Origin of the sequence: Pantoea sp. JZ2 (assembly GCF_035191405.1) — a bacterium.
Classification (GTDB): domain Bacteria; phylum Pseudomonadota; class Gammaproteobacteria; order Enterobacterales; family Enterobacteriaceae; genus Pantoea; species Pantoea stewartii.
This window is the reverse complement of record NZ_CP045247.1, coordinates 760,917-780,199: the sequence shown is the minus strand read 5'-3', so window position 1 is coordinate 780,199 and position 19,283 is coordinate 760,917. Positions and strand designations below refer to the sequence as shown.

At 55.1% G+C, this 19,283-nt stretch carries 18 protein-coding genes and 1 riboswitch; of the genes, 7 read left to right on the top strand and 11 right to left on the bottom strand.

The features are described from left to right. Positions 1-72: 72 nt before the first annotated feature. Complete coding sequence (locus tag GC087_RS03925; protein ID WP_416383427.1) at positions 73-822, bottom strand: transporter substrate-binding domain-containing protein; 750 nt, start codon at positions 820-822, stop codon at positions 73-75. A gap of 175 nt (positions 823-997) precedes the next feature. Here GC087_RS03925 and GC087_RS03920 point away from each other — a divergent pair, with 175 nt between their 5' ends. After that, a complete protein-coding gene (locus GC087_RS03920) occupies positions 998-1,579 on the top strand; it encodes an NAD(P)H-dependent oxidoreductase (protein ID WP_033739814.1) in 582 nt (193 codons plus the stop codon). A gap of 31 nt (positions 1,580-1,610) precedes the next feature. Next, positions 1,611-1,919 (top strand): putative quinol monooxygenase, encoded by a 309-nt coding sequence (locus GC087_RS03915; protein ID WP_033739815.1) that lies wholly within the window; start codon positions 1,611-1,613, stop codon positions 1,917-1,919. Between the two features lie 65 nt (positions 1,920-1,984). On the opposite strand, the gene parE is transcribed toward GC087_RS03915, so the two are convergent. The 5 genes from parE to nudF are packed head-to-tail and all read right to left on the bottom strand — an operon-like array spanning position 1,985 to position 6,441. Continuing rightward, positions 1,985-3,880, bottom strand: a complete 1,896-nt coding sequence (parE, locus tag GC087_RS03910) for a DNA topoisomerase IV subunit B (protein WP_006118187.1) — start codon at positions 3,878-3,880, stop codon at positions 1,985-1,987. A gap of 48 nt (positions 3,881-3,928) precedes the next feature. Beyond that, complete coding sequence (yqiA, locus tag GC087_RS03905) at positions 3,929-4,510, bottom strand: esterase YqiA (protein ID WP_033739817.1); 582 nt, start codon at positions 4,508-4,510, stop codon at positions 3,929-3,931. A 3-nt stretch (positions 4,511-4,513) separates the two neighbouring features. Then, positions 4,514-5,341, bottom strand: coding sequence for a 3',5'-cyclic-AMP phosphodiesterase (gene cpdA, locus GC087_RS03900; RefSeq protein ID WP_006118190.1), 828 nt, complete (start codon positions 5,339-5,341; stop codon positions 4,514-4,516). Between the two features lie 42 nt (positions 5,342-5,383). Next, a complete protein-coding gene (locus GC087_RS03895) occupies positions 5,384-5,809 on the bottom strand; it encodes a DUF1249 family protein (RefSeq protein ID WP_006118191.1) in 426 nt (141 codons plus the stop codon). Beyond that, entirely contained in the window at positions 5,806-6,441 is a 636-nt protein-coding gene (gene nudF, locus GC087_RS03890) for an ADP-ribose diphosphatase (RefSeq protein WP_033739821.1), read from the bottom strand. The genes GC087_RS03895 and nudF overlap by 4 nt, the downstream gene beginning before the upstream one ends. Positions 6,442-6,652: 211 nt before the next feature. Between nudF and tolC the strand changes: the two genes are divergently transcribed. The 3 genes from tolC to GC087_RS03875 all read left to right on the top strand — a co-directional run bounded on the left by tolC (position 6,653) and on the right by GC087_RS03875 (position 10,105). Next, a complete protein-coding gene (tolC, locus tag GC087_RS03885; RefSeq protein ID WP_006118193.1) occupies positions 6,653-8,125 on the top strand; it encodes an outer membrane channel protein TolC in 1,473 nt (490 codons plus the stop codon). 142 nt (positions 8,126-8,267) lie between these two features. After that, positions 8,268-8,936 carry a DUF1190 family protein gene (locus tag GC087_RS03880; RefSeq protein ID WP_058702275.1) on the top strand — a complete coding sequence of 223 codons (669 nt, stop codon included), beginning with the start codon at positions 8,268-8,270 and terminating at the stop codon, positions 8,934-8,936. An 8-nt stretch (positions 8,937-8,944) separates the two neighbouring features. After that, on the top strand, positions 8,945-10,105 hold the full coding sequence (locus GC087_RS03875; RefSeq protein ID WP_324029722.1) for a glutathionylspermidine synthase family protein: 1,161 nt from the start codon (positions 8,945-8,947) through the stop codon (positions 10,103-10,105). Between the two features lie 40 nt (positions 10,106-10,145). Here the strand turns inward: GC087_RS03875 and ygiD are convergent, their stop codons facing one another. Beyond that, positions 10,146-10,928: a 4,5-DOPA-extradiol-dioxygenase gene (ygiD, locus tag GC087_RS03870; protein ID WP_058702276.1), complete on the bottom strand. Its 783-nt coding sequence runs from the start codon at positions 10,926-10,928 to the stop codon at positions 10,146-10,148. Between the two features lie 182 nt (positions 10,929-11,110). Then, positions 11,111-11,767 carry a 3,4-dihydroxy-2-butanone-4-phosphate synthase gene (gene ribB, locus GC087_RS03865; protein WP_324029720.1) on the bottom strand — a complete coding sequence of 219 codons (657 nt, stop codon included), beginning with the start codon at positions 11,765-11,767 and terminating at the stop codon, positions 11,111-11,113. Positions 11,768-11,877: 110 nt separating this feature from the next. Next, positions 11,878-12,026, bottom strand: a riboswitch (FMN riboswitch). A gap of 171 nt (positions 12,027-12,197) precedes the next feature. On the opposite strand from ribB, the gene ubiK reads away from it, so the two are divergent. Beyond that, entirely contained in the window at positions 12,198-12,536 is a 339-nt protein-coding gene (gene ubiK / locus GC087_RS03860; RefSeq protein ID WP_006118198.1) for a ubiquinone biosynthesis accessory factor UbiK, read from the top strand. Between the two features lie 38 nt (positions 12,537-12,574). Here the strand turns inward: ubiK and hldE are convergent, their stop codons facing one another. The 3 genes from hldE to GC087_RS03845 all read right to left on the bottom strand — a co-directional run bounded on the left by hldE (position 12,575) and on the right by GC087_RS03845 (position 18,253). Continuing rightward, complete coding sequence (gene hldE / locus GC087_RS03855) at positions 12,575-13,999, bottom strand: bifunctional D-glycero-beta-D-manno-heptose-7-phosphate kinase/D-glycero-beta-D-manno-heptose 1-phosphate adenylyltransferase HldE (protein ID WP_033739825.1); 1,425 nt, start codon at positions 13,997-13,999, stop codon at positions 12,575-12,577. Between the two features lie 61 nt (positions 14,000-14,060). Beyond that, on the bottom strand, positions 14,061-16,913 hold the full coding sequence (gene glnE / locus GC087_RS03850) for a bifunctional [glutamate--ammonia ligase]-adenylyl-L-tyrosine phosphorylase/[glutamate--ammonia-ligase] adenylyltransferase (RefSeq protein WP_033739826.1): 2,853 nt from the start codon (positions 16,911-16,913) through the stop codon (positions 14,061-14,063). A gap of 29 nt (positions 16,914-16,942) precedes the next feature. Further along, positions 16,943-18,253 (bottom strand): CYTH domain-containing protein, encoded by a 1,311-nt coding sequence (locus GC087_RS03845; RefSeq protein WP_058702278.1) that lies wholly within the window; start codon positions 18,251-18,253, stop codon positions 16,943-16,945. 264 nt (positions 18,254-18,517) lie between these two features. Between GC087_RS03845 and GC087_RS03840 the strand changes: the two genes are divergently transcribed. After that, positions 18,518-19,138 (top strand): TIGR04211 family SH3 domain-containing protein, encoded by a 621-nt coding sequence (locus GC087_RS03840; RefSeq protein WP_006118202.1) that lies wholly within the window; start codon positions 18,518-18,520, stop codon positions 19,136-19,138. Positions 19,139-19,283: the final 145 nt, after the last annotated feature.

Sequence of the window (19,283 nt, the reverse complement as noted above, 5' to 3'; positions counted from 1 at the left end):
AGGACGCCCGCTCAGAAACCCTGTCGGATGGCGTGTACAGCGCTGCAAAAAAACTGAGCGCACAAAACATGATTACTTCATCACGCCCATCCACTGCTGCGCAATCTTCGCATATTCTCCCGTGGCCGTGCTCAGGTGTAGCCACTGATCGACATACTGTTTCCAGCTCATATCATCACGCGGAAGCATATAGGCCTTCTCGCCATACTGAAGCGGTTTATCCGGATTGAGTGCGCACAGGGAAGGGAAGCGTTTTTGCTGATACAGCGCCTCTGAGGCATCGGTAATCATCACATCGGCTTTGTTATCCACCAACTGCTGGAAAATGGTGACGTTATCGTGAAACAGCGTTAACGCCGCCTGAGGAAGATAACTGTGCACAAAGGCTTCGTTCGTCCCGCCCGCGGGTTCGATTAACCGGACGCCGGGTTTATTTAACTGGTCAACCGTCTGATACTTCGTTTTATCCGCGCAGCGCACCAGCGGAATTTTGCCGTCCACGCCAAACGGCTGAGCAAACCAGGCCGTTTGCTGGCGCTTCAGCGTAACCGATACGCCACCCAGTGCGATATCACACTGTTTCGCTAAAAAGTCCTGCATCAGGGTTTTCCAGGTGGTAGGTACCCATTGCACTTTCGCTCCCAGTGACGCCGCCAGCGACTCCGCCATGCTGATATCCAGCCCTTCATAGTGGCCATCGGGTTTCAGAAAGCTGTAGGGCTTGTAGTCCCCGGTCGTACACACTTTCAGGGTTTTGGTGTTGAGCACGCTGTCCAGACGTGACTGGGCCTGAGCACCGCCAGCCACCAGCAGTAAAGTCATTATGAGTGTTTTCTTCATCATTCTTTTTTTTCAGAGGTGAGTTTGCGCCGTTATGGTGACATAACCTTACGGGTTATTGCGCTAATCGCAAAAGTGTTGTGATCATTCTCGCATTTTTCTCCCGCGCGTCGCGGCCTAAGCTACTCCCCATAAACGCATACGGGAGACACGCTTAATGAGCAACATTTTAATTATCGATGGTGGTAAAACTTTCGCCCATTCTAAAGGTGAACTGAATCATACGCTGACCGACGTGGCCGCCAGCCAGTTGCGCGATCTGGGCCATGAGGTGACCGTTACCGTCGCCGACAGTGACTATGTTGTGGCAGATGAGATCCAAAAATATCTCGACAGCGATGTCGTGATTTATCAGATGCCAGGCTGGTGGATGGGCGAACCCTGGACCGTGAAACGTTATATTGACGAAGTCTTTACGGAAGGCCACGGCAAGCTGTATGCCAGTGATGGTCGCACACGTTCAGACAGCGAGAAAAAATACGGTTCTGGCGGCCTGCTTCAGGGCAAAAAATATATGCTTTCCCTGACCTGGAACGCTCCGCTGGAAGCCTTTACCGATCCTGAGCAATTCTTCGAAGGCGTCGGCGTGGATGGCCTGTACCTGCATTTTCACAAGGCTAATCAGTTCCTGGGAATGGAAGCCTTACCGACGTTCATCTGTAACGACGTGATCAAGCAGCCTGATGTGCCGCGGGATATTGCTCGTTATCGGGCGCATCTCAGCGAAATTTTTGCTTAAATAGACTTTCCCCCCGAAAGAGGAAACGTGAATGTTAACCGTCGTTGCTGAAATTTGTGTGAAGCCAGGCTACCGTCAGAAAGTACTGGAGGCGTTTCATCAGGTGATCCCGACCGTGCTGGAAGAAGAAGGCTGCCATCAGTACAGCGCGCTGGTCGATCATCAGGCGCAGGTGCCGTGGAAACACAACTCACCCGATTCGATTTTCATGCTGGAGCAGTGGGAAACCCTGCGTCATCTCGACCAGCATCAGCAAATGCCGCATATGGAAGCCCATCGCGCTGCCATTAAAGAATACGTGACAGACGTAAAAATTCTGGTGCTGGAACCCGGCCAGTAATTTCTGCAACGCTGACACGAAAAAGCCCCGGTACAGGCCGGGGCTTTTTGCAGCGGGTAACCGACTCAGACTTCGATATCGGCCTTGTCGCCTTTTTCCTGTAACCAGTTGCGGCGATCTTCAGAACGCTTCTTCGCCAGCAGCATGTCCATCGTCCGCAGCGTCTGCTCAATATCGTCGTCACTGACGGTAAGCTGAACCAGACGGCGGGTATTCGGATCGAGCGTGGTTTCACGTAACTGAAGCGGGTTCATTTCACCCAGACCTTTAAAGCGCTGAACGTTCGGTTTGCCCTTCTTACGCTTTAACTGCTCCAGTACGCCCTCTTTCTCGTCTTCATCCAGCGCGTAATACACTTCTTTGCCCAGATCGATACGATAAAGCGGCGGCATCGCTACATAAACGTGGCCGTTTTTCACCAGCGTGCGGAAGTGCTTCACGAACAGCGCGCAGAGCAGCGTGGCAATGTGCAGCCCATCTGAGTCGGCATCGGCGAGAATACAGATCTTACCGTAGCGCAGCTGCGTCAGATCTTCGCTGTCGGGATCGATACCGATCGCCACAGAGATATCGTGCACCTCTTGTGAGGCCAGCACTTCATCCGACGAGACTTCCCAGGTGTTCAGGATCTTGCCTTTAAGCGGCATGATCGCCTGGTATTCGCGGTCGCGTGCCTGCTTGGCTGAACCGCCCGCCGAATCCCCTTCCACCAGGAACAGTTCGGTTTTATTCAGATCCTGTGCTGTACAGTCTGCCAGTTTTCCGGGCAACGCCGGGCCGCTGGTCAGCTTTTTACGCACGACCTTCTTCGCCGCGCGCATCCGGCGCTGGGCGCTGGAAATCGCCAGCTCTGCCAGCTGTTCTGCCGCCTGCACGTTCTGGTTCAGCCACAGGCTGAAGGCATCTTTGACCACGGCTGACACGAAGGCGGCGCACTGGCGTGAAGATAAGCGCTCTTTGGTTTGACCGGCAAACTGTGGATCCTGCATTTTCACCGACAGCACATAGGCACAGCGATCCCAGATATCCTCGGCGGACAGCTTCACGCCACGCGGCAGGATATTGCGGTATTCGCAAAACTCACGCATGGCGTCCAGCAGGCCCTGGCGCAGACCATTAACGTGTGTCCCACCCTGCATGGTCGGGATCAGGTTCACATAGCTTTCGGTCAACAGCTCACCGCCTTCCGGCAGCCACAGTAACGCCCAGTCCACCGCTTCGATATCGCCTGCAAAGGCACCCACAAACGGTTTTTCCGGCAGCGTCGGCAGGCCGTTTACGGCTTCACACAGATAATCTGTCAGGCCATCTTCGTAACACCAGCGCTGCTCGGTATTGTTGAGCTTGTCTTTAAAGACGATTTCGACACCCGGACACAACACGGCTTTCGCTTTCAGCAGGTGAGATAAGCGGGAAACCGAGAAACGCGGGCTGTCAAAGAAGTGTTCGTCCGGCCAGAAATGGACGCTGGTGCCGGTGTTGCGTTTGGCAACCGTGCCGGTGACGGTCAGATCCTGCACCTTTTCACCATTTTCAAAGGCGATAGTGTAGATCTCGCCGTTACGGCGCACATTCACTTCAACGCGTTTGGACAGGGCATTAACCACCGAAATCCCGACGCCGTGCAGGCCACCGGAAAACTGGTAGTTTTTATTGGAAAATTTACCGCCCGCGTGCAGCCGGCACAAAATGAGTTCAACAGCCGGAACGCCTTCTTCCGGGTGGATGTCCACCGGCATGCCGCGCCCGTCGTCGATGACTTCCAGCGACTGATCGGCATGCAAAATCACCTCTACCCGTTTGGCATGGCCCGCCAGTGCCTCATCGACGCTGTTATCAATGACTTCCTGACCCAGGTGGTTAGGGCGCGTCGTATCGGTATACATTCCCGGGCGACGGCGAACCGGCTCAAGGCCAGTCAGGACCTCAATGTCACCCGCATTATAGCTTGATTGACTCATGGTAACTGTCTGATTAGATGAAGAAAATGGTTGCGATTTCCACGTTGCTCAAGCGTGATTCAGGCCCAGAAAGTCCAGAATTTGCGGGAAATGGCGCTCGAATCCAGTAAATGCATGATTTCCGCCCTCTTCAACCGTATGACGGCACGCGCTGTAATAGTCGAGTGCCTGGCGGTAGTCGAGCACTTCATCGCCGGTTTGTTGCAGCAACCACAATAAATCAGGCGCTTCCAGCGGATCAACTTGCATCACTTTCAGATCGTAAATGTGGCGAGACTCTAACACATATTGCTGACCGGTGTAGGGATTCTGATTTTCACCCAAAAAATCCACCAGCAACTCAAACGGGCGAACGGCGGGATTGACCACCACCGCCGGCAGCATAAAACATTGTGACAGCCAGGTGGCGTAGTAGCCGCCCAGCGAAGAACCGACGAGGCCCAGCTGTCGTCCGCTGTGGCTGAGCACAATATCTTCCAGCATAGCTGCCGCATCCGCAGGAAACGTGGGCAACTGCGGTACAATCATCTCGATATCGGGATGATGCTGGCTCAGCCACTGTTTAAACAACGTCGCTTTTGCTGAACGCGGTGAGCTGTTAAAGCCGTGCAGATAAAGCAGCGCCTTCATCCGTTAATATCCTTCAGCATCCAGATCGGGGCGAAAAGCCTGTGTGGTGAGTCGGTTGACTTCGGTCTCAAGCTGACCGTCATTGTGCAGCGTAAACCAGCGCCAGCCGGGCGCAACGGTATCGATGGTAAAGCTGGTACAGTGCGGTTTGAACTGCACGCAGGTCGACGGCGTTGCCAGCACACGGCGGCCCTGCCAGGGTACATCCATTTCCTGATGAATATGGCCGCAGACCAGCGTTTTTGCCAGCGGATAGTGCTGCAACACGGCGTCTAACTGATGCGGATTGCGCAGGCTGTGTTGATCAAGCCAGGTGCAGCCCGACGCTAAAGGATGATGGTGCAACAGCACCAGCGTATGGCGCTGCGGATAACGGGCAAGCGTGGTATTCAGCCACTCAAGCTGGTAGTCACTTAACATGCCATGGGGCACGCCGAAGACCTGGCTGTCCAGCAGAACAACCTGCCAGTGCTCGCCTAACAGCACATGCTTATGCGCGTTAATGCCGGCCTCTGCCAGCGTATCGACCATCGCAGGTTGAAAATCATGATTCCCCGGCAGCCAGACGCAAGGTTTAGGCAGGCGCGAAATGCCCTCAACAAAATGCTGATAGGCTTCGACTGAGTGATCCTGAGAGAGATCGCCGGTGGCAACGATAAGATCATAATCACGCTGCTGCGCGATGATCGCATCCAGTACCGCGTCATAACTGGCCCAGGTATTCACCCCCAGCAGGGATTCGTGTTTTCCTGCGAACAAATGCGTGTCCGTTACTTGCAGAATCCGAACCTCAGATTCTGTTGTCGCAGGAAGAGTTAGCAGGCTATCCAAAGCGTTTCCTTCGTCTCTACGCCATTCAGTGCATTATACGCATCAGCAAACCGGTACTGCCATCGCGCCGTGCGTCAGGCAATAACGTAACCAGTCAGCAAGAAACTGATTGATTTGATGCTTCTCATCACGCTGATTCATTTTTTTATTCGGATAATCATAACGTGCTTTGAACCGATAGATCTGCTGTGTCGAACACACTTCAGCCACCATCGCGTCATGATACAGCCTGACAGACATTGACGGCAGGCTCCAGTAACTTACGGCTGGGGCCGTCTGACGGATATCGACCAGGGTAGTATAACGCGTTGATTCCTCAACGGTTACCTGGTAGCGGGCGCCACTCACCTGATAGATCACCGATGCGCCTGCTGCGTCATCACGTGGTAGCAGACGACGTAACTGGGCGAAATTGGTTTCGCACAGCCTCATCATCTCGGGGAAATCAGGGATATAGCGCTGTTTCATTTTTGCGTCCACTCTTCTCGAAGTTTTTTATGGTGCAGTGCCAGCCATTGCAAGGCGATGACAGATGCCGCGTTATCAATAATCCCCTGTTCCACCCAGTGGTAAGCCTGTTCACGACTGACCACATGGACAAGAATATCCTCATTCTCTTCCTCCAGACCATGGCATCCTTTTGCCTGGCTGGCATCCACTTCTCCGACCATTACCGATAACCGTTCGCTGGTGCCGCCGGGGCTGGCCAGGTAGTTCAGCACCGGTTTGACCCGGCCAACCGTCAGATCCGCTTCTTCGACGGCTTCACGGCGCACCACCTGCTCCGGGGTTTCACCCGGTTCAATAATGCCTGCCACCATTTCCAGCAGCCAGGGCGTGGGACTGCAATCGAAAGCCGGGATGCGGATCTGTTCAATCAGCACCACTTCATCACGGACGGGATCATAAGGTAGCAGCACAGCGGCATGACCGCGCTCAAAAACTTCACGCGTCACTTCCCGGCTCATTTGGCCATTAAACAACCGATGACGAAAGCGATAACGCACAATGGAAAAAAAACCCTCGTACGCGGTTTCTCGTGCAATAATTTCTACATCATTTTTTGTGAAAGTCACAGGTGATGTTTTATTGTCCTTCATCATTAAGTTCCTTATGCAGATTGGGATAACACAGATAAAACACAAGCCCAGATGCCATCCAAAGGGTTATTACTGAGTTATTTACCTGAAACACACAAATATGGCACGTTCAGCCACCTTATCTCACAGTTGCCCTCTGCTAGAATCTGCGATAATTTTTGGCTTACAGGCGGCACAGTCACTGCGATTTGCTGCAACAAAAGGAATGCAAATGAAAAAACTGCTCCCATTTTTTATTGGGCTGAGCCTGGGCGGTTTCAGCTTCGCCAGCCAGGCGGAAAACCTGCTTCAGGTTTACCAGCAAGCGCGTTTAAGCAACCCTGATCTGCGTAGCTCTGCGGCGACGCGTGATGCGGCGTTCGAGAAAATTAACGAAGCGCGCAGTCCTTTATTACCCCAACTGGGTTTGGGTGCAGACTATACCTACGCAAACGGCTACCGTGATAGTAGCGGTATTCACTCCAATACCACCAGTGGCTCGCTGCAATTGACGCAAACCATTTTCGATATGTCAAAATGGCGTGCGCTGACGCTGCAGGAAAAAGCAGCCGGTATTCAGGATGTGACCTACCAGGTCGCCCAGCAGGATCTGATTCTGAACACCGCGACGGCCTACTTCAATGTGCTGAAAGCCATTGATACGCTTTCTTACGTCGAAGCGCAGAAGATGTCGATTTATCGCGAACTGGATCAAACGACCCAGCGCTTCAACGTGGGCCTGGTCGCCATCACCGACGTGCAGAACGCCCGCGCGCAGTACGACAGTGTCCTGGCGAATGAAGTGACCGCGCGTAATGACCTGGACAACGCAGTGGAGTCTCTGCGTCAGATTACCGGTATGGATTACCTGGCGCTGGCGTCGCTGGATATTGATCGCTTCAAAACCACTAAACCTGAAGCGGTTAACTCGCTGCTTAAGCAGGCTGAAAGCCGCAACCTGAACCTGCTTTCTGCCCGTCTGAACCAGGACTTAGCCCGTGAGCAAATCCGTTCAGCGGAGGCGGGCCATTTACCGACGCTGGATCTGACCGCCTCGACTGGCCTGTCCAACAGCAAATACGGCGGAAGCCGTGCTGAGCAAAATGCCAGCTCGACAGATTCCATCACCGGCAACAACAAAGTGGGCCTGAGCTTTACCCTGCCGCTTTACAGCGGTGGCAGCGTGACCTCGCAGGTGAAACAGGCGCAATACAACTTTGTCAGCGCCAGTGAGCAGCTGGAAGCCGCGCACCGTTCAGCCGTGCAGACCGTGCGCTCGTCTTACAACAACGTCAATGCGTCAGCAAGTAGCATTGCCGCTTACAAACAAGCCGTGGTATCCGCGCAAAGTTCATTAGACGCGATGGAAGCCGGTTACCAGGTGGGAACCCGTACCATCGTTGACGTGCTGAATGCGACATCAACGCTTTATAACGCTAAGCAGCAGTTGTCGGATGCGCGTTACAGCTATCTGATTAACCAGTTGAATATCAGCTATGCCCTGGGCACGCTGAACGAGCAGAGTTTGGGTGTGCTTAACAGTCAGTTAGGTAAAGAAATCTCAACCTCGCCGGAAACGGTTCAGCCACAAAATGTACAGCAGGTGCTGGGTGAAGATCACATCTCCACTTCCGAAACGGCACCAGCACCGGCCCCCGTACATAAGGCCGCACATAAGAGCAGCCGTAATCCGTTCAGTCACTAAGCCTGTTGCGGGCTGCTTTGCGGCCCGCCTCTCTGCAAAACGTATAACTACGTAAAGATCCCCGTCCTGCCTGGCCGTTAGCTTCATTTCTCACCACTCATCCCCTATTCTATGCACTACCTTTGGGCACAGGATATTTATAATGAAACGGACTAAAACGATCCGCTATGCCGCCTTTCGTAAGAGCTGGCAAGCAAGACACTTAACGCCTGTTGCTATCGCTGTTTCAGCGGTATTTATGCTGGCAGGTTGTGAGCAAAACGACGAAACCGTCACCCTTTATCAAAACGCGGACGACTGTTCAAAAGCCAATCCGGGACAAAGTGCGCAGTGCACCACCGCGTTTAACAACGCGAAAAAGGAAGCTGAACGCACCGCGCCAAAATATGCGACACGTGAAGACTGTGTCGCCGAATTTGGTGAAAACCAGTGCCAGCAGGCACCGGCACAGGCGGGCACAGGCAGTACGAATGCCGAAGCGCAGCAAAGTGGCAGCTTCTGGATGCCGTTAATGGCAGGCTACATGATGGGGCGCATGATGGGCGGTGGCGCGGGCTTTGCCCAGCAACCGTTGTTCTCACCGAAAACCCCCAACAGCCCGGCAAACGGTCAGTTTGTGGATGCCTCTGGCCGTAACTACGGTAATGCCACCCCAGGTAAAACCATGAACGTGCCCAAAACTGCCCTGGCGCAGAAACCGACCACCACCTCCACCATCACACGTGGTGGTTTTGGCGAAACGGTTGCGAAACAAAACGCGATGCAGCGCAGCAGTGCTTCCGGCACCTCCAGTCGTTCGCTGGGAGGCTAATACCGTTTATGCAACGTATCGCGATTTCTGAGCGTCCGGGCTGGCGGGAAAAAGCCACAGAGTTTGGTTTTCGTTTTCACACCATGCACGGTGAGCCCTACTGGTGCGAAGATGCTTACTATCAGTTTACCCTGGCGCAAATCGACTATCTGGAGGAGGTGACCGCCGAACTTCATCAGATGTGTCTGCAGGTGGTGGAAAAAGTGGTAAACAGTGAAGCCCTGCTTACCCGGTTCCGTATTCCAAAACACACCTGGGATTTTGTGCGTGACTCGTGGAATCAGCGTCAGCCTTCACTTTATTCCCGTCTCGATCTGGCGTGGGATGGCCGAGGCGATGCCAAACTGCTGGAAAACAACGCCGATACACCGACCTCGCTGTATGAAGCGGCGTTTTTCCAGTGGCAGTGGCTGGAAGACCAGCTGAATGCGGGCCAGTTGCCGCCTGGCAGCGACCAGTTTAACAGCCTGCAGGAAAAGCTTATCGATCGCTTCACGGTGCTGCATCAGCAGCACGGCTTTAACTGGCTGCACTTTGCCTGCTGCCGGGATACCGAGGAAGATCGCGGCACGGTGCAATACCTGCAGGACTGCGCCACGGAAGCCGGCTTACCCAGCGAATTTCTCTATATTGATGAGATAGGACTGGGTGAGAAAGGCCAGTTTACTGACCCGCACGATCAGGTGATCAGTAATCTGTTTAAGCTTTACCCGTGGGAATTTATGCTGCGCGAAATGTTTTCGACCAAGCTGGCGGATGCGGGCGTGCGGTGGCTTGAACCCGCCTGGAAAAGCATTCTGTCAAACAAAGCGTTATTGCCAATGCTGTGGCAGATGTTTCCCAATCATCCCAACCTGCTGCCTGCCTGGTTTGCTGAAGACGACGTGCCGCCTATGGACAAGTATGTGGTCAAACCGCTGTTCTCCCGCGAAGGCGCTAACATTCGTATCGTGGAAAACGGCAAAGAGATCGCCCGGGTGGATGGTCCATACGGCGAAGAAGGCATGATTGTGCAGCAGTTCCATCCGCTGCCAAAATTTGGTGACAGTTATACGCTGATTGGCAGTTGGCTCATCGACGATCAACCGGCCGGGATTGGCCTGCGGGAAGATCGGGAGTTGATCACGCAGGATCTGTCGCGTTTCTATCCGCACGCCTTTATTGAATAGCCTTTTAGCTCCAGGCCAGTTCGCTGGCCTGTCTTGCGCGTTAACCGACCTGTACCGACAACATACTGATTGCGCCCATCTCCATACCTTCCACCGGAACGGTCACAGGCTCATCTGCGTGACGGGAGCCCAGCACATACAGCAATGGCAGGAAATGTTCCGGCGTCGGGTTGGATAAGGCCGCATCCGGATGCTGCATAAAACTCACCAACGGATGTGCATCCGCCTCGGCCTGCACCGCCAGATTGTCCCGCACGAAGTTATTGAACCCCGTGGCCCAACTGTAAGCTTCGCCACCGCCCCAGAGAACTTTACGCAGGTTGTGCACCACGTTACCGCTGGCGACGATCATCACGCCGCGATCGCGCAGCGCAGACAGCTTTCTTCCCATCCCGAAATGCCAGGCGGCGGGCTTGCCGCTGTCGATACTGAGCTGGACGACCGGGATATCTGCGTCGGGATACATCTTAATCAGCACGCCCCACGAGCCATGATCCAATCCCCATGCGTGATCCAGATGAACCGGCACCGGGGATAACCGTTCCGCAATCTCTTCCGCCAGTGCGGGTGAGCCCGGCGCGGAATAACGGATATCAAAAAGCGCCTGAGGAAAGCCGCCAAAATCGTGAATAGTGCGTGGATTGTCCATCGCCGTCACAGCAGTTCCCTGTGTGTACCAGTGAGCCGAAACCGCCAGAATCGCACGTGGCCGTGGCAGGGTTTCACCGGCTTTACGCCAGGCAGCGGTATAGCGGTTTTCTTCTAAGGCATTCATTGGGCTGCCGTGTCCCAAAAACAGCGCCGGCATGCGAACCTGACTCATAGTGATCCTTGATGTGTTCATTCTGTGAACACCACGATACGCTTTTTACCGGCGTGATCACGCGGATAAGCATGATGTTCTCTGTCAGAAATTTTGAATAAAAATGGCAGGGACTGAGGAAGCACACAGACAGGACAAGGCGAGACGATCAGGCCAGAGAACTGGCCTGATTAAGACGAAAACTAGCTGGCCTGACGCGTTTCGTGTTCGCGACGGTAGGCTACCAAATCTTCGATGGTGACGACGGGCATGGCGTGTTGTTTCGCGAACACGATCACTTCCGGCGCATGCGCCATGGAACCGTCGTCGTTGGTCAGTTCACACAGAACGCCTGCCGGCTTGAAGCCTGCCAGCGTCACCAGATCGATAGTGGCTTCGGTGTGGCCACCGCGCGTCAGAACGCCGCCATCATGGGCACGCAGCGGGAAGACGTGACCCGGACGGTTTAAATCTTCAGGTTTTGCGTCATCGGCAATCGCGGCACGGATAGTGGTGATACGATCCTGAGCAGATACGCCGGTGGTTACGCCTTTTGCCGCTTCAATCGTCACGGTGAAACCGGTGCCGTAGGCGCTGGTGTTGTTTTCCACCATCATCGGCAGCGCCAGCTGCTGGCGACGCTCTTCAGTCAGGCACAGACAAACGATACCGCTGCCGTGACGAATGGTTAACGCCATCTGCTCCACGGTCATGGTTTCCGCGGCGAAAATCATGTCACCTTCGTTTTCGCGATTCTCATCGTCGAGAACCATAACACCACGGCCTTCGCGTAAGGCTGCAATAGCACGTTCTACACGCTGTTTCGGCGTGCCAAATTCAGAAAGTAGAGTCTGATTCATGGTAATAAAACCTTATAAATGTGTTGGGTTACCAGAATCAGGGCAAGCTTAGGAGTGACGTCGTAAAGACGTAGCAATGACGCAAAACAGACATAATGCCTGACAGATGTCGTTACCCTCTCCCATCCGGACTTTAACCGTCGGCCCCGGAATTACACCGGATCTGCTGACCTTCACCATTACAGCGAAGCGCTCGCGGGCTTTCAGCCTGGGCTGATTTACCGCCGGTGGGGAATTTCGCCCCGCCCTGAGAATAAGCGTTTTAACTATAACGTTTCCCCGTCAGGGCAGCAATCCACAAAGCCATTATTGCTTTAGCTTTTTTTGCGCTATGGATTTCAGGTTTAACCTTTTCAATTCAGGCATTACACTTAAGTGACTCTAGCGTTGGTAAAATGCTGCCACAGCAACCCGTAACCAGGAAATCATCATGATCGACACGAAAAAAATTGAACAAATTGCCCGTCAGGTTCATGACGCGCTGCCGAAGGGAGTTCGTGAATTTGGCGATGATGTTGAAAAGAAAATACGGCAGACTCTGCAGGCCCAGCTGACCCGCATGGATCTGGTCAACCGTGAAGAGTTTGATGTACAGACTCAGGTTTTACTGCGTACGCGGGAAAAACTGGCGGCGCTGGAACAACGTCTGGCCCAGCTGGAAAGCAAAGGAACCGGGACCGCATCGTCTGCACCCGCGGTGCCCACCACGCCAGGCCCGGCACCGGCGATTGTCCCGGCGGCGAACCCTGCGGATAAATCCGGCGAGTGATGCTGGCTGGCGGGAGCCTGCGCTCCCGCCATCACGACTCAGTTGCCGCGAATGGTTTTAATGATATTGGTGGTTGAAATGCCATCTTCAAAGTTCAGCACCCGCACGTCACCGCCATTCGCCCAGACTTCCTTACTGCCTGCAATGTCTTCCGGCTTGTAATCCCCGCCTTTCACCAGTAAATCCGGTAATATGCTGGCGATCAAACGCTGCGGCGTATCTTCTTCAAACAGCACTACCCAGTCTACGGCTTCCAGTGCACCCAGCACGATCATCCGGTTTTCCTGCGGATTCACCGGACGGCTGTCGCCTTTAAGACGTTTCGTCGACGCATCGCTGTTTACCGCCACAATCAGGCGATCGCCCAGTTTACGGGCGTTTGCGAGGTAGGAAACATGACCGGCATGCAGGATGTCGAAGACGCCATTGGTCATGACCACTTTTTCGCCGCGCTGACGGGCCATAGCGACGGCCTCTTTCAGTTCCGCTTCGGTCATGATGCCAAAACCGCGCTCCGGACGGGCATGAATGGCGTTTTCGAGCTCCACGATGCTGACGGTTGAGGTTCCCAGTTTACCCACCACCACACCGGCTGCCGCGTTGGCCAGGAAACAGGCTTCTTCCAGCGAATCCCCCGCCGCCAGAGCAGCAGCAAGCACACCAATCACCGTATCCCCGGCGCCGGTAACGTCAAACACTTCCTGTGCCTGCGTGGGCAAGTGCAGCGGCGCTTTCCCCGGCTGTAGCAGCGACATGCCATTCTCAGAACGCGTGACCAGCAGCGCGGAAAGGTCGCAATCGGCAATCAGTTTCATGCCGCGTTCAACAATTTCCTGCTCCGTCCTGCATTTACCGACAACAGCTTCAAATTCCGACAGGTTGGGCGTCAGCAGCGTCGCGCCGCGATAGCGGGCAAAATCGGTGCCTTTCGGATCGATCAGGACGGGCACACTGGCTTCACGCGCCAGAGTGATCATCTGCTGAACGCTGTCGAGCGCCCCTTTGCCGTAATCCGACAGCACCACCGCGCCACTGCTGGCCAGCGACTGGCGCATTTTTTCGTGCATCGGTGCGGCATCAACCTGCTCAAAACCTTCTTCAAAATCCAGGCGGATAAGCTGCTGGTTGCGGGACAGCACACGCAGTTTGGTGATCGTCGGATGGCTTTTTAACGTGACAAAATCGCAGTCAACACGAACGTCCTTCAGCGTTTTACTCAGGACCTGAGCCGCATCGTCCTCACCGGTCAGCCCGATCAACCGAGAACCGGCACCCAGCGCAGCAATATTCATCGCCACGTTAGCGGCGCCGCCAGGGCGTTCTTCAACGGTCTCCACTTTCACCACCGGCACCGGGGCTTCAGGGGAAATACGGCTGGTAGGGCCATACCAGTAACGATCCAACATGACATCGCCAACGACCAGTACCGAAGCCTGGCCGAACGCGGGCAGAGTAACTTTCATTCCAGACACTCCAGACTGCATTCAAAATAGTGCGCGGATGATAGCACAGTTGCTATCAGCATCACGCCGTGAGAGATTCTGCTGACTGCAACCACCGCTGCCAGCTGGCGTTGACCGACGCTCTTTCCTGCGCAAAGGCATCCGGTTCGACGTGTCCCGGCAGCGCCTGCAGCGCCAGATGGTGCAAGGCATCGCGCAGCGTGACATAGGCATGGGTTAACGCCGCCGCTTCGTCGTCTGCCATTTTTTGATGGTTTGCCATCAGTTCAAAGATCCGCACATTGTCCGACCAGCGCGTTAAGGCAGGCTCTGCTGCGGCATAGCGCAGTACCAGATATTGGGCAATAAACTCGATATCGGTAATGCCGCCTTCGTCGGTTTTGATCTCCCAGCGCCCTTTATGCTTATTGCTCAGATGCGCGCGCATTTTATCACGCATCTCCCTGACCTCGGTTTGCAACGCCGCCGGTTCACGGGGCAGGCAGAGAATCGCCCGGCGAATGGCGTTGAAACGTTCGCTCAGGGCGGGCTCACCGAAGACAACCCGGGCACGCACCAGCGCCTGATGTTCCCATGTCCAGGCTTCGTTACGTTGATAGTCATCAAAAGCGTCGAACGTGCTGACCAGCATGCCCGCCGCACCGGAAGGACGCAGGCGCGCATCCACTTCGTACAAAATCCCGGATGAGGTGCGGGTGCTAAACAGGTGCATGATGCGCTGGGCCAGCCGCAGATAAAACTGTCGGCCGTCAATGCTGCGTTCGCCCTGGGTCACCGCGTCCAGCGGGCAGTCGTGCAGAAAAACCAGATCAAGATCGGAGCTGTAACCCAGCTCCCATCCACCCAGCTTGCCATAGCCCAGCACGGTAAAGCCCCGCTCGTGCTCCTGCACCAGATGCGAAGGCCGACCGTAACGTTGCACCATCATATTCCAGGCCTGTTGCACCACCGATTCAATGATGGCTTCGGCCAGCCAGGTTAAGTGATCGCTCACTTTCATCACTGGCAATGTCCCTGCAATGTCGGCTGCCGCGATGCGTAACATCTGCGCCTGTTTAAACTGGCGTAACGCTTCAAGCTGTTGCTCTTCATCATCGGCGGGAATGCGCATCAGGTACTGGCGCAGTTCATCACGATAGGCATCCGTCGCGGTGGGCTGATACAGCGTGGCGGGATCGAGAAGCTCATCCAGCAGCAGCGGATAATGCGCCAGCTGGCTTGCCACCATCGGCGAGGCTGCACACAGACGGATCAGGTGCCGCAGGGCTCCGTGATATTCCGTCAGCAGCTCCAGATAGGTACTGCGCGTCAGCACGCTGAGCAGCAGCGGTGCCAGCCGGCTAAAGGTGACGGCCGCATCGCTGCGCAGACAGACTTCGCTCAGCAGGCGCGGCATCAGCTGATCCAGTGCCTGACGACCGCGCGGACCAATGGAACGGCGGCTGATATCCTGACGAAACGCTTCCAGTGACTGATTGAGCGCCTGACAGTGTTCCGCGTCCAGTTGAGGAACCAGCGGGGCCAGCTCGCTGTCTTCCAGACTGTCCTGCCAGAGCATATTAAAATCGGCCAGCTCCGGTTGATCGCCAACATCCGGCGAATCTTCACCAATCAGCTCGTCAAAGATTGCCCGCACGGCGGCCATGTGCGTATCCAGTTTTGCGCTAAGTTCTGACCAGTCCTGACACTGCATCGCCCAGGCCAGTCGGGCGCGGTGCAGGGCATCTTCCGGCAGCGTTTGCGTTTGTTCATCGGCCAGGCTTTGCAGCAGGTTTTCCAGCCGCCGCAAAAACAGGTAGGCCTCGCGCAGTGCAGCAACCTGCTCCGGTGGCAGTAAGCCCAGGGATTCAATGGCGGAAAGCGTGGGCAGCAAGGCTCTGAGCTGAAGCGAGCGCTCACGTCCACCGCGAATCAGTTGAAAGACCTGGACGATAAACTCCGTTTCGCGGATGCCGCCCGCCCCCAGCTTAATGTTATTTTTCAGGCCACGGCGGCGCACTTCACGTGAGATCATCGCCTTCATGTTACGTAACGACTGAATCACGCTGAAATCAATATAGCGGCGATAGACAAACGGCCGCAGCATCTGCTGCAACTCCTGGCTCCAGCGATCCTGATCATCGCCCATCAGTCGGGCTTTCACCATGGCATAGCGTTCCCAGTCGCGCCCCTGCTCCTGGTAATAATCTTCCAGCGCGGCAAAGCTCATCACCAGCGGCCCACTGTCGCCAAAGGGCCGTAAACGCATATCCACCCGGTAAACAAACCCGTCCGCGGTGGGCTGATCGAGCACCTTGATCAGGCGCTGCCCCATACGGGTAAAAAATTGCGCATTGTCGAGTTCACGCCGACCGCCACGGGTACTGCCGTTCTCGGGCCAGACAAAAATTAAATCGATATCAGAGGAGAAATTCAGCTCGCCGCCGCCCAGTTTTCCCATGCCCAGGATCAGCAGCGGCTGAGGCTCACCCGCGGCATTACACGGCGTGCCAAACTCACGACAGCAGTCCTGATAAACCCAGTCACGCGCCGCACTGATCAGGACCTCCGCCAGTACACTCAGCTGTTGCAACGTCTGTTCTGTGCTGGCGTGATGCAGGCACTGCATCCAGGCAATGCGCACCAGCATCCGACGCCGAAACAGGCGCAGCACGCGCATCAGACTGGCTTCGCTGTCTGCCGCCGCCATGTCACCACTCAGCCACTGCGCGTAGTGCCGCCACTCTTCAGGCTGAGGCGAGCGGTCAGCGATCGCCTGCCACCAGTCCGGGTTCTGCTGCAGGTTGTCGAGCACGAAATCGCTGAAGGCCAGACCGGCAAGCTGCTCTTCCGTAAGAGCAGAACCGGTAAGACCTGACTGTTCGACCGCCCGCTCGGCCTGAGTACGCAATACGGTAGGTAAGGCTGGCAACATGTTCTCTCCCTGATAGCGTGCTGTTAGATTCAGCGCGGCGAGCCGCTGGTTAACCAGAACGGCGGTTGTTTCATTGCCTGCGCGGTTAAGCCGTCTAAGCTGACGTGCTGCTTTTCGTGTATGGCGCGCTGTAGCTGCTGCCACGGGGCCAGCCAGCGCTCTACCGCGTCCGGCGAGTAAGCGCCCGCCAGCAAATGAACGGCCAGTAATTGTCGATCGAGACGCGTGGCTTTGTCCTGATATTCATTCGCCTGATGAATGGTGGCAAAGGTTTCTTTCAGATCGGCATTAATGCGGCCCAGCATGATATCGCCGAAGCGCTTGAAGGAACCTTGCAGCTTGGCTTGCCCCTTCTGATCAATCCACGGCGTCCATTGTGCCTCAGCCAGCCAGTGAGTAAGTGCTAACTGGGTTTCTACGGAGCGAGTAGAGAAGCAGAAGCTGTCTGCATCCACGTCTTCATTCAGCAGCGTTTCTTCCAGCGTCGTCAGCTTCTGACGCAGATCGCTACTGGCCTTACGCGGCACTAACGCACCAAAGAGCGCAAAGGCCTGGCGCAGCACGTCCAGCGCTTCACGTACTGATTCCCGCGCGCGCTTATTGCCCCGTAACCACACTTCTTCATGATATTGCCAGTGCTCCAGGCCAGCGGCCATTGCCGCCACCATGCCAGCTTCCACCGTCGCCTTCGGTCCGGCTTTCAAAAGCGGAAAAGCACGTAATTCACGTGGAAGGTTACCTTTCGCCAGCTGATAGCCGCGTGCCGCTTTGCTCAGGCTGCCCATACGCAGGTCGCCCACGGCAATCAGTTGCTGCGCAAACGCCAGCATATCGCTGCGCTCACCGCTTTTTAACTCCAGTTCGACTTCTGACAGCGCTTCCTGATGCTCACCGGCCGCGACCTCGCCTTTATCGAACGCGATTTCCACTTCGCTCTTACCTGCCGTCACCAGCCAGATTTCACGGTCAAAATGCGTGCTGAACAGCGGGTTCAGGCGCTGCTGTAAGGCCGCGATATCCGTTCCCTCTGGCCAGATGTCGGCGGGCAGGCGGCTGATATCCAGCGTAGGTTCCGTCAGGTCAACGTTGTATTCGCCGCGCTGATGTAAACCGCCCAGCGTACTGCCGGCCGTTTTCAGCGTCATTTCGTAACGCTGGTCCACGCCGCGAATACGTAAGCCCATGTTCCACCGACGTAACTGGTTATCGTCGGTTTCAAAATAGATATTGGTCAGCTGGCGCGCTGCCTGATGCTGATGCGGAAAAGCCGCCAGCTTCTCTGCCAGTTTCCCGGCAGCGTTGGGTTTTGCAATGAACTTAAGCTCAATCTCGATGGTCATATTTTTTTATTCACTACGTCGCTGGCACTTGAGGATATATTCCCTGCCCGTTTAAGGTTATCTTCTGCTGCATCCACTGAGCCGAAAATGCGGGTTTTCAGGCGAAGAGTAATGCACAGAAGCCTTGCTGTCTCTGGTTTCTTTCTGCTTTCGCTCGCCTTTTCGCACTGTTATGAGACCAGGATAGTTCTCATTCAGATTTATGCGAAGCCTCTACAGACTGTGCCGGTAAATTATCTTTATTTTTAAACAAAACGAAATCGAATGAAAAAAATCACACTTGCTGGAATCACTTTGCTGGCCCTCAGCGCCCTTACACCTGCTCATGCCGATCAAAAACGCTATGTTTCTGACGAATTATCCACCTGGGTTCGCAGCGGCCCCGGCGACCAGTTTCGCCTGCTCGGTAAGCTGAACGCGGGTGAACAGGTCGAACTGCTACAAACCAATGACGCCACCAAATATGGCCAGGTGCGCGATGCGGAAGGCCGCACCGTCTGGATTCCCCTGTCGCAGTTGAGTGAAAATCCCAGCCTGCGCACCCGGGTGCCTCAGTTAGAACAACAGGTTAAAGATCTGACAGCTAAGTTAGCGAACATTGACAACAGCTGGAACCAGCGCACGGCCGAGATGCAGAATAAAGTGGCCAGCAGCGACAGCGTCATCAATGGGCTGAAAGAGCAAAATCAGAAGCTGAAGAACGAACTGATCGTGGCCCAGAAGAAGGTCAATGCCGCTAACGTTCAGCTGGATGACAAACAGCGCACGATCATCATGCAGTGGTTTATGTACGGTGGCGGCGTGCTCGGCGTGGGCCTGCTGCTGGGTCTGTTGCTGCCGCATATGGTGCCGCGTCGCAAGAAAAACGATCGCTGGATGAACTAACCTTTTCCACCGCTCGCTGCAAAAGGGGATCGCAAGATGCCCCTTTTGGCCTGTCTGCAATATGTCGAATTTGTGTAACAATAAGGATTGTGCCCGTCTGAATTCAGGTGCAGGACGCCCGCAGACGCGCAGGTCGCTTATTTAT

What these genes read in the sequence shown, in the direction of transcription:
- GC087_RS03925 (WP_416383427.1), bottom strand. Translation starts at nt 822, where the DNA reads ATGACTTTACTGCTGGTGGCTGGCGGTGCTCAGGCCCAGTCACGTCTG.
- GC087_RS03920 (WP_033739814.1), top strand. Translation starts at nt 998, where the DNA reads ATGAGCAACATTTTAATTATCGATGGTGGTAAAACTTTCGCCCATTCT.
- GC087_RS03915 (WP_033739815.1), top strand. Translation starts at nt 1,611, where the DNA reads ATGTTAACCGTCGTTGCTGAAATTTGTGTGAAGCCAGGCTACCGTCAG.
- parE (WP_006118187.1), bottom strand. Translation starts at nt 3,880, where the DNA reads ATGAGTCAATCAAGCTATAATGCGGGTGACATTGAGGTCCTGACTGGC.
- yqiA (WP_033739817.1), bottom strand. Translation starts at nt 4,510, where the DNA reads ATGAAGGCGCTGCTTTATCTGCACGGCTTTAACAGCTCACCGCGTTCA.
- GC087_RS03895 (WP_006118191.1), bottom strand. Translation starts at nt 5,809, where the DNA reads ATGAAACAGCGCTATATCCCTGATTTCCCCGAGATGATGAGGCTGTGC.
- nudF (WP_033739821.1), bottom strand. Translation starts at nt 6,441, where the DNA reads ATGAAGGACAATAAAACATCACCTGTGACTTTCACAAAAAATGATGTA.
- tolC (WP_006118193.1), top strand. Translation starts at nt 6,653, where the DNA reads ATGAAAAAACTGCTCCCATTTTTTATTGGGCTGAGCCTGGGCGGTTTC.
- GC087_RS03880 (WP_058702275.1), top strand. Translation starts at nt 8,268, where the DNA reads ATGAAACGGACTAAAACGATCCGCTATGCCGCCTTTCGTAAGAGCTGG.
- GC087_RS03875 (WP_324029722.1), top strand. Translation starts at nt 8,945, where the DNA reads ATGCAACGTATCGCGATTTCTGAGCGTCCGGGCTGGCGGGAAAAAGCC.
- ygiD (WP_058702276.1), bottom strand. Translation starts at nt 10,928, where the DNA reads ATGAGTCAGGTTCGCATGCCGGCGCTGTTTTTGGGACACGGCAGCCCA.
- ribB (WP_324029720.1), bottom strand. Translation starts at nt 11,767, where the DNA reads ATGAATCAGACTCTACTTTCTGAATTTGGCACGCCGAAACAGCGTGTA.
- ubiK (WP_006118198.1), top strand. Translation starts at nt 12,198, where the DNA reads ATGATCGACACGAAAAAAATTGAACAAATTGCCCGTCAGGTTCATGAC.
- hldE (WP_033739825.1), bottom strand. Translation starts at nt 13,999, where the DNA reads ATGAAAGTTACTCTGCCCGCGTTCGGCCAGGCTTCGGTACTGGTCGTT.
- glnE (WP_033739826.1), bottom strand. Translation starts at nt 16,913, where the DNA reads ATGTTGCCAGCCTTACCTACCGTATTGCGTACTCAGGCCGAGCGGGCG.
- GC087_RS03845 (WP_058702278.1), bottom strand. Translation starts at nt 18,253, where the DNA reads ATGACCATCGAGATTGAGCTTAAGTTCATTGCAAAACCCAACGCTGCC.
- GC087_RS03840 (WP_006118202.1), top strand. Translation starts at nt 18,518, where the DNA reads ATGAAAAAAATCACACTTGCTGGAATCACTTTGCTGGCCCTCAGCGCC.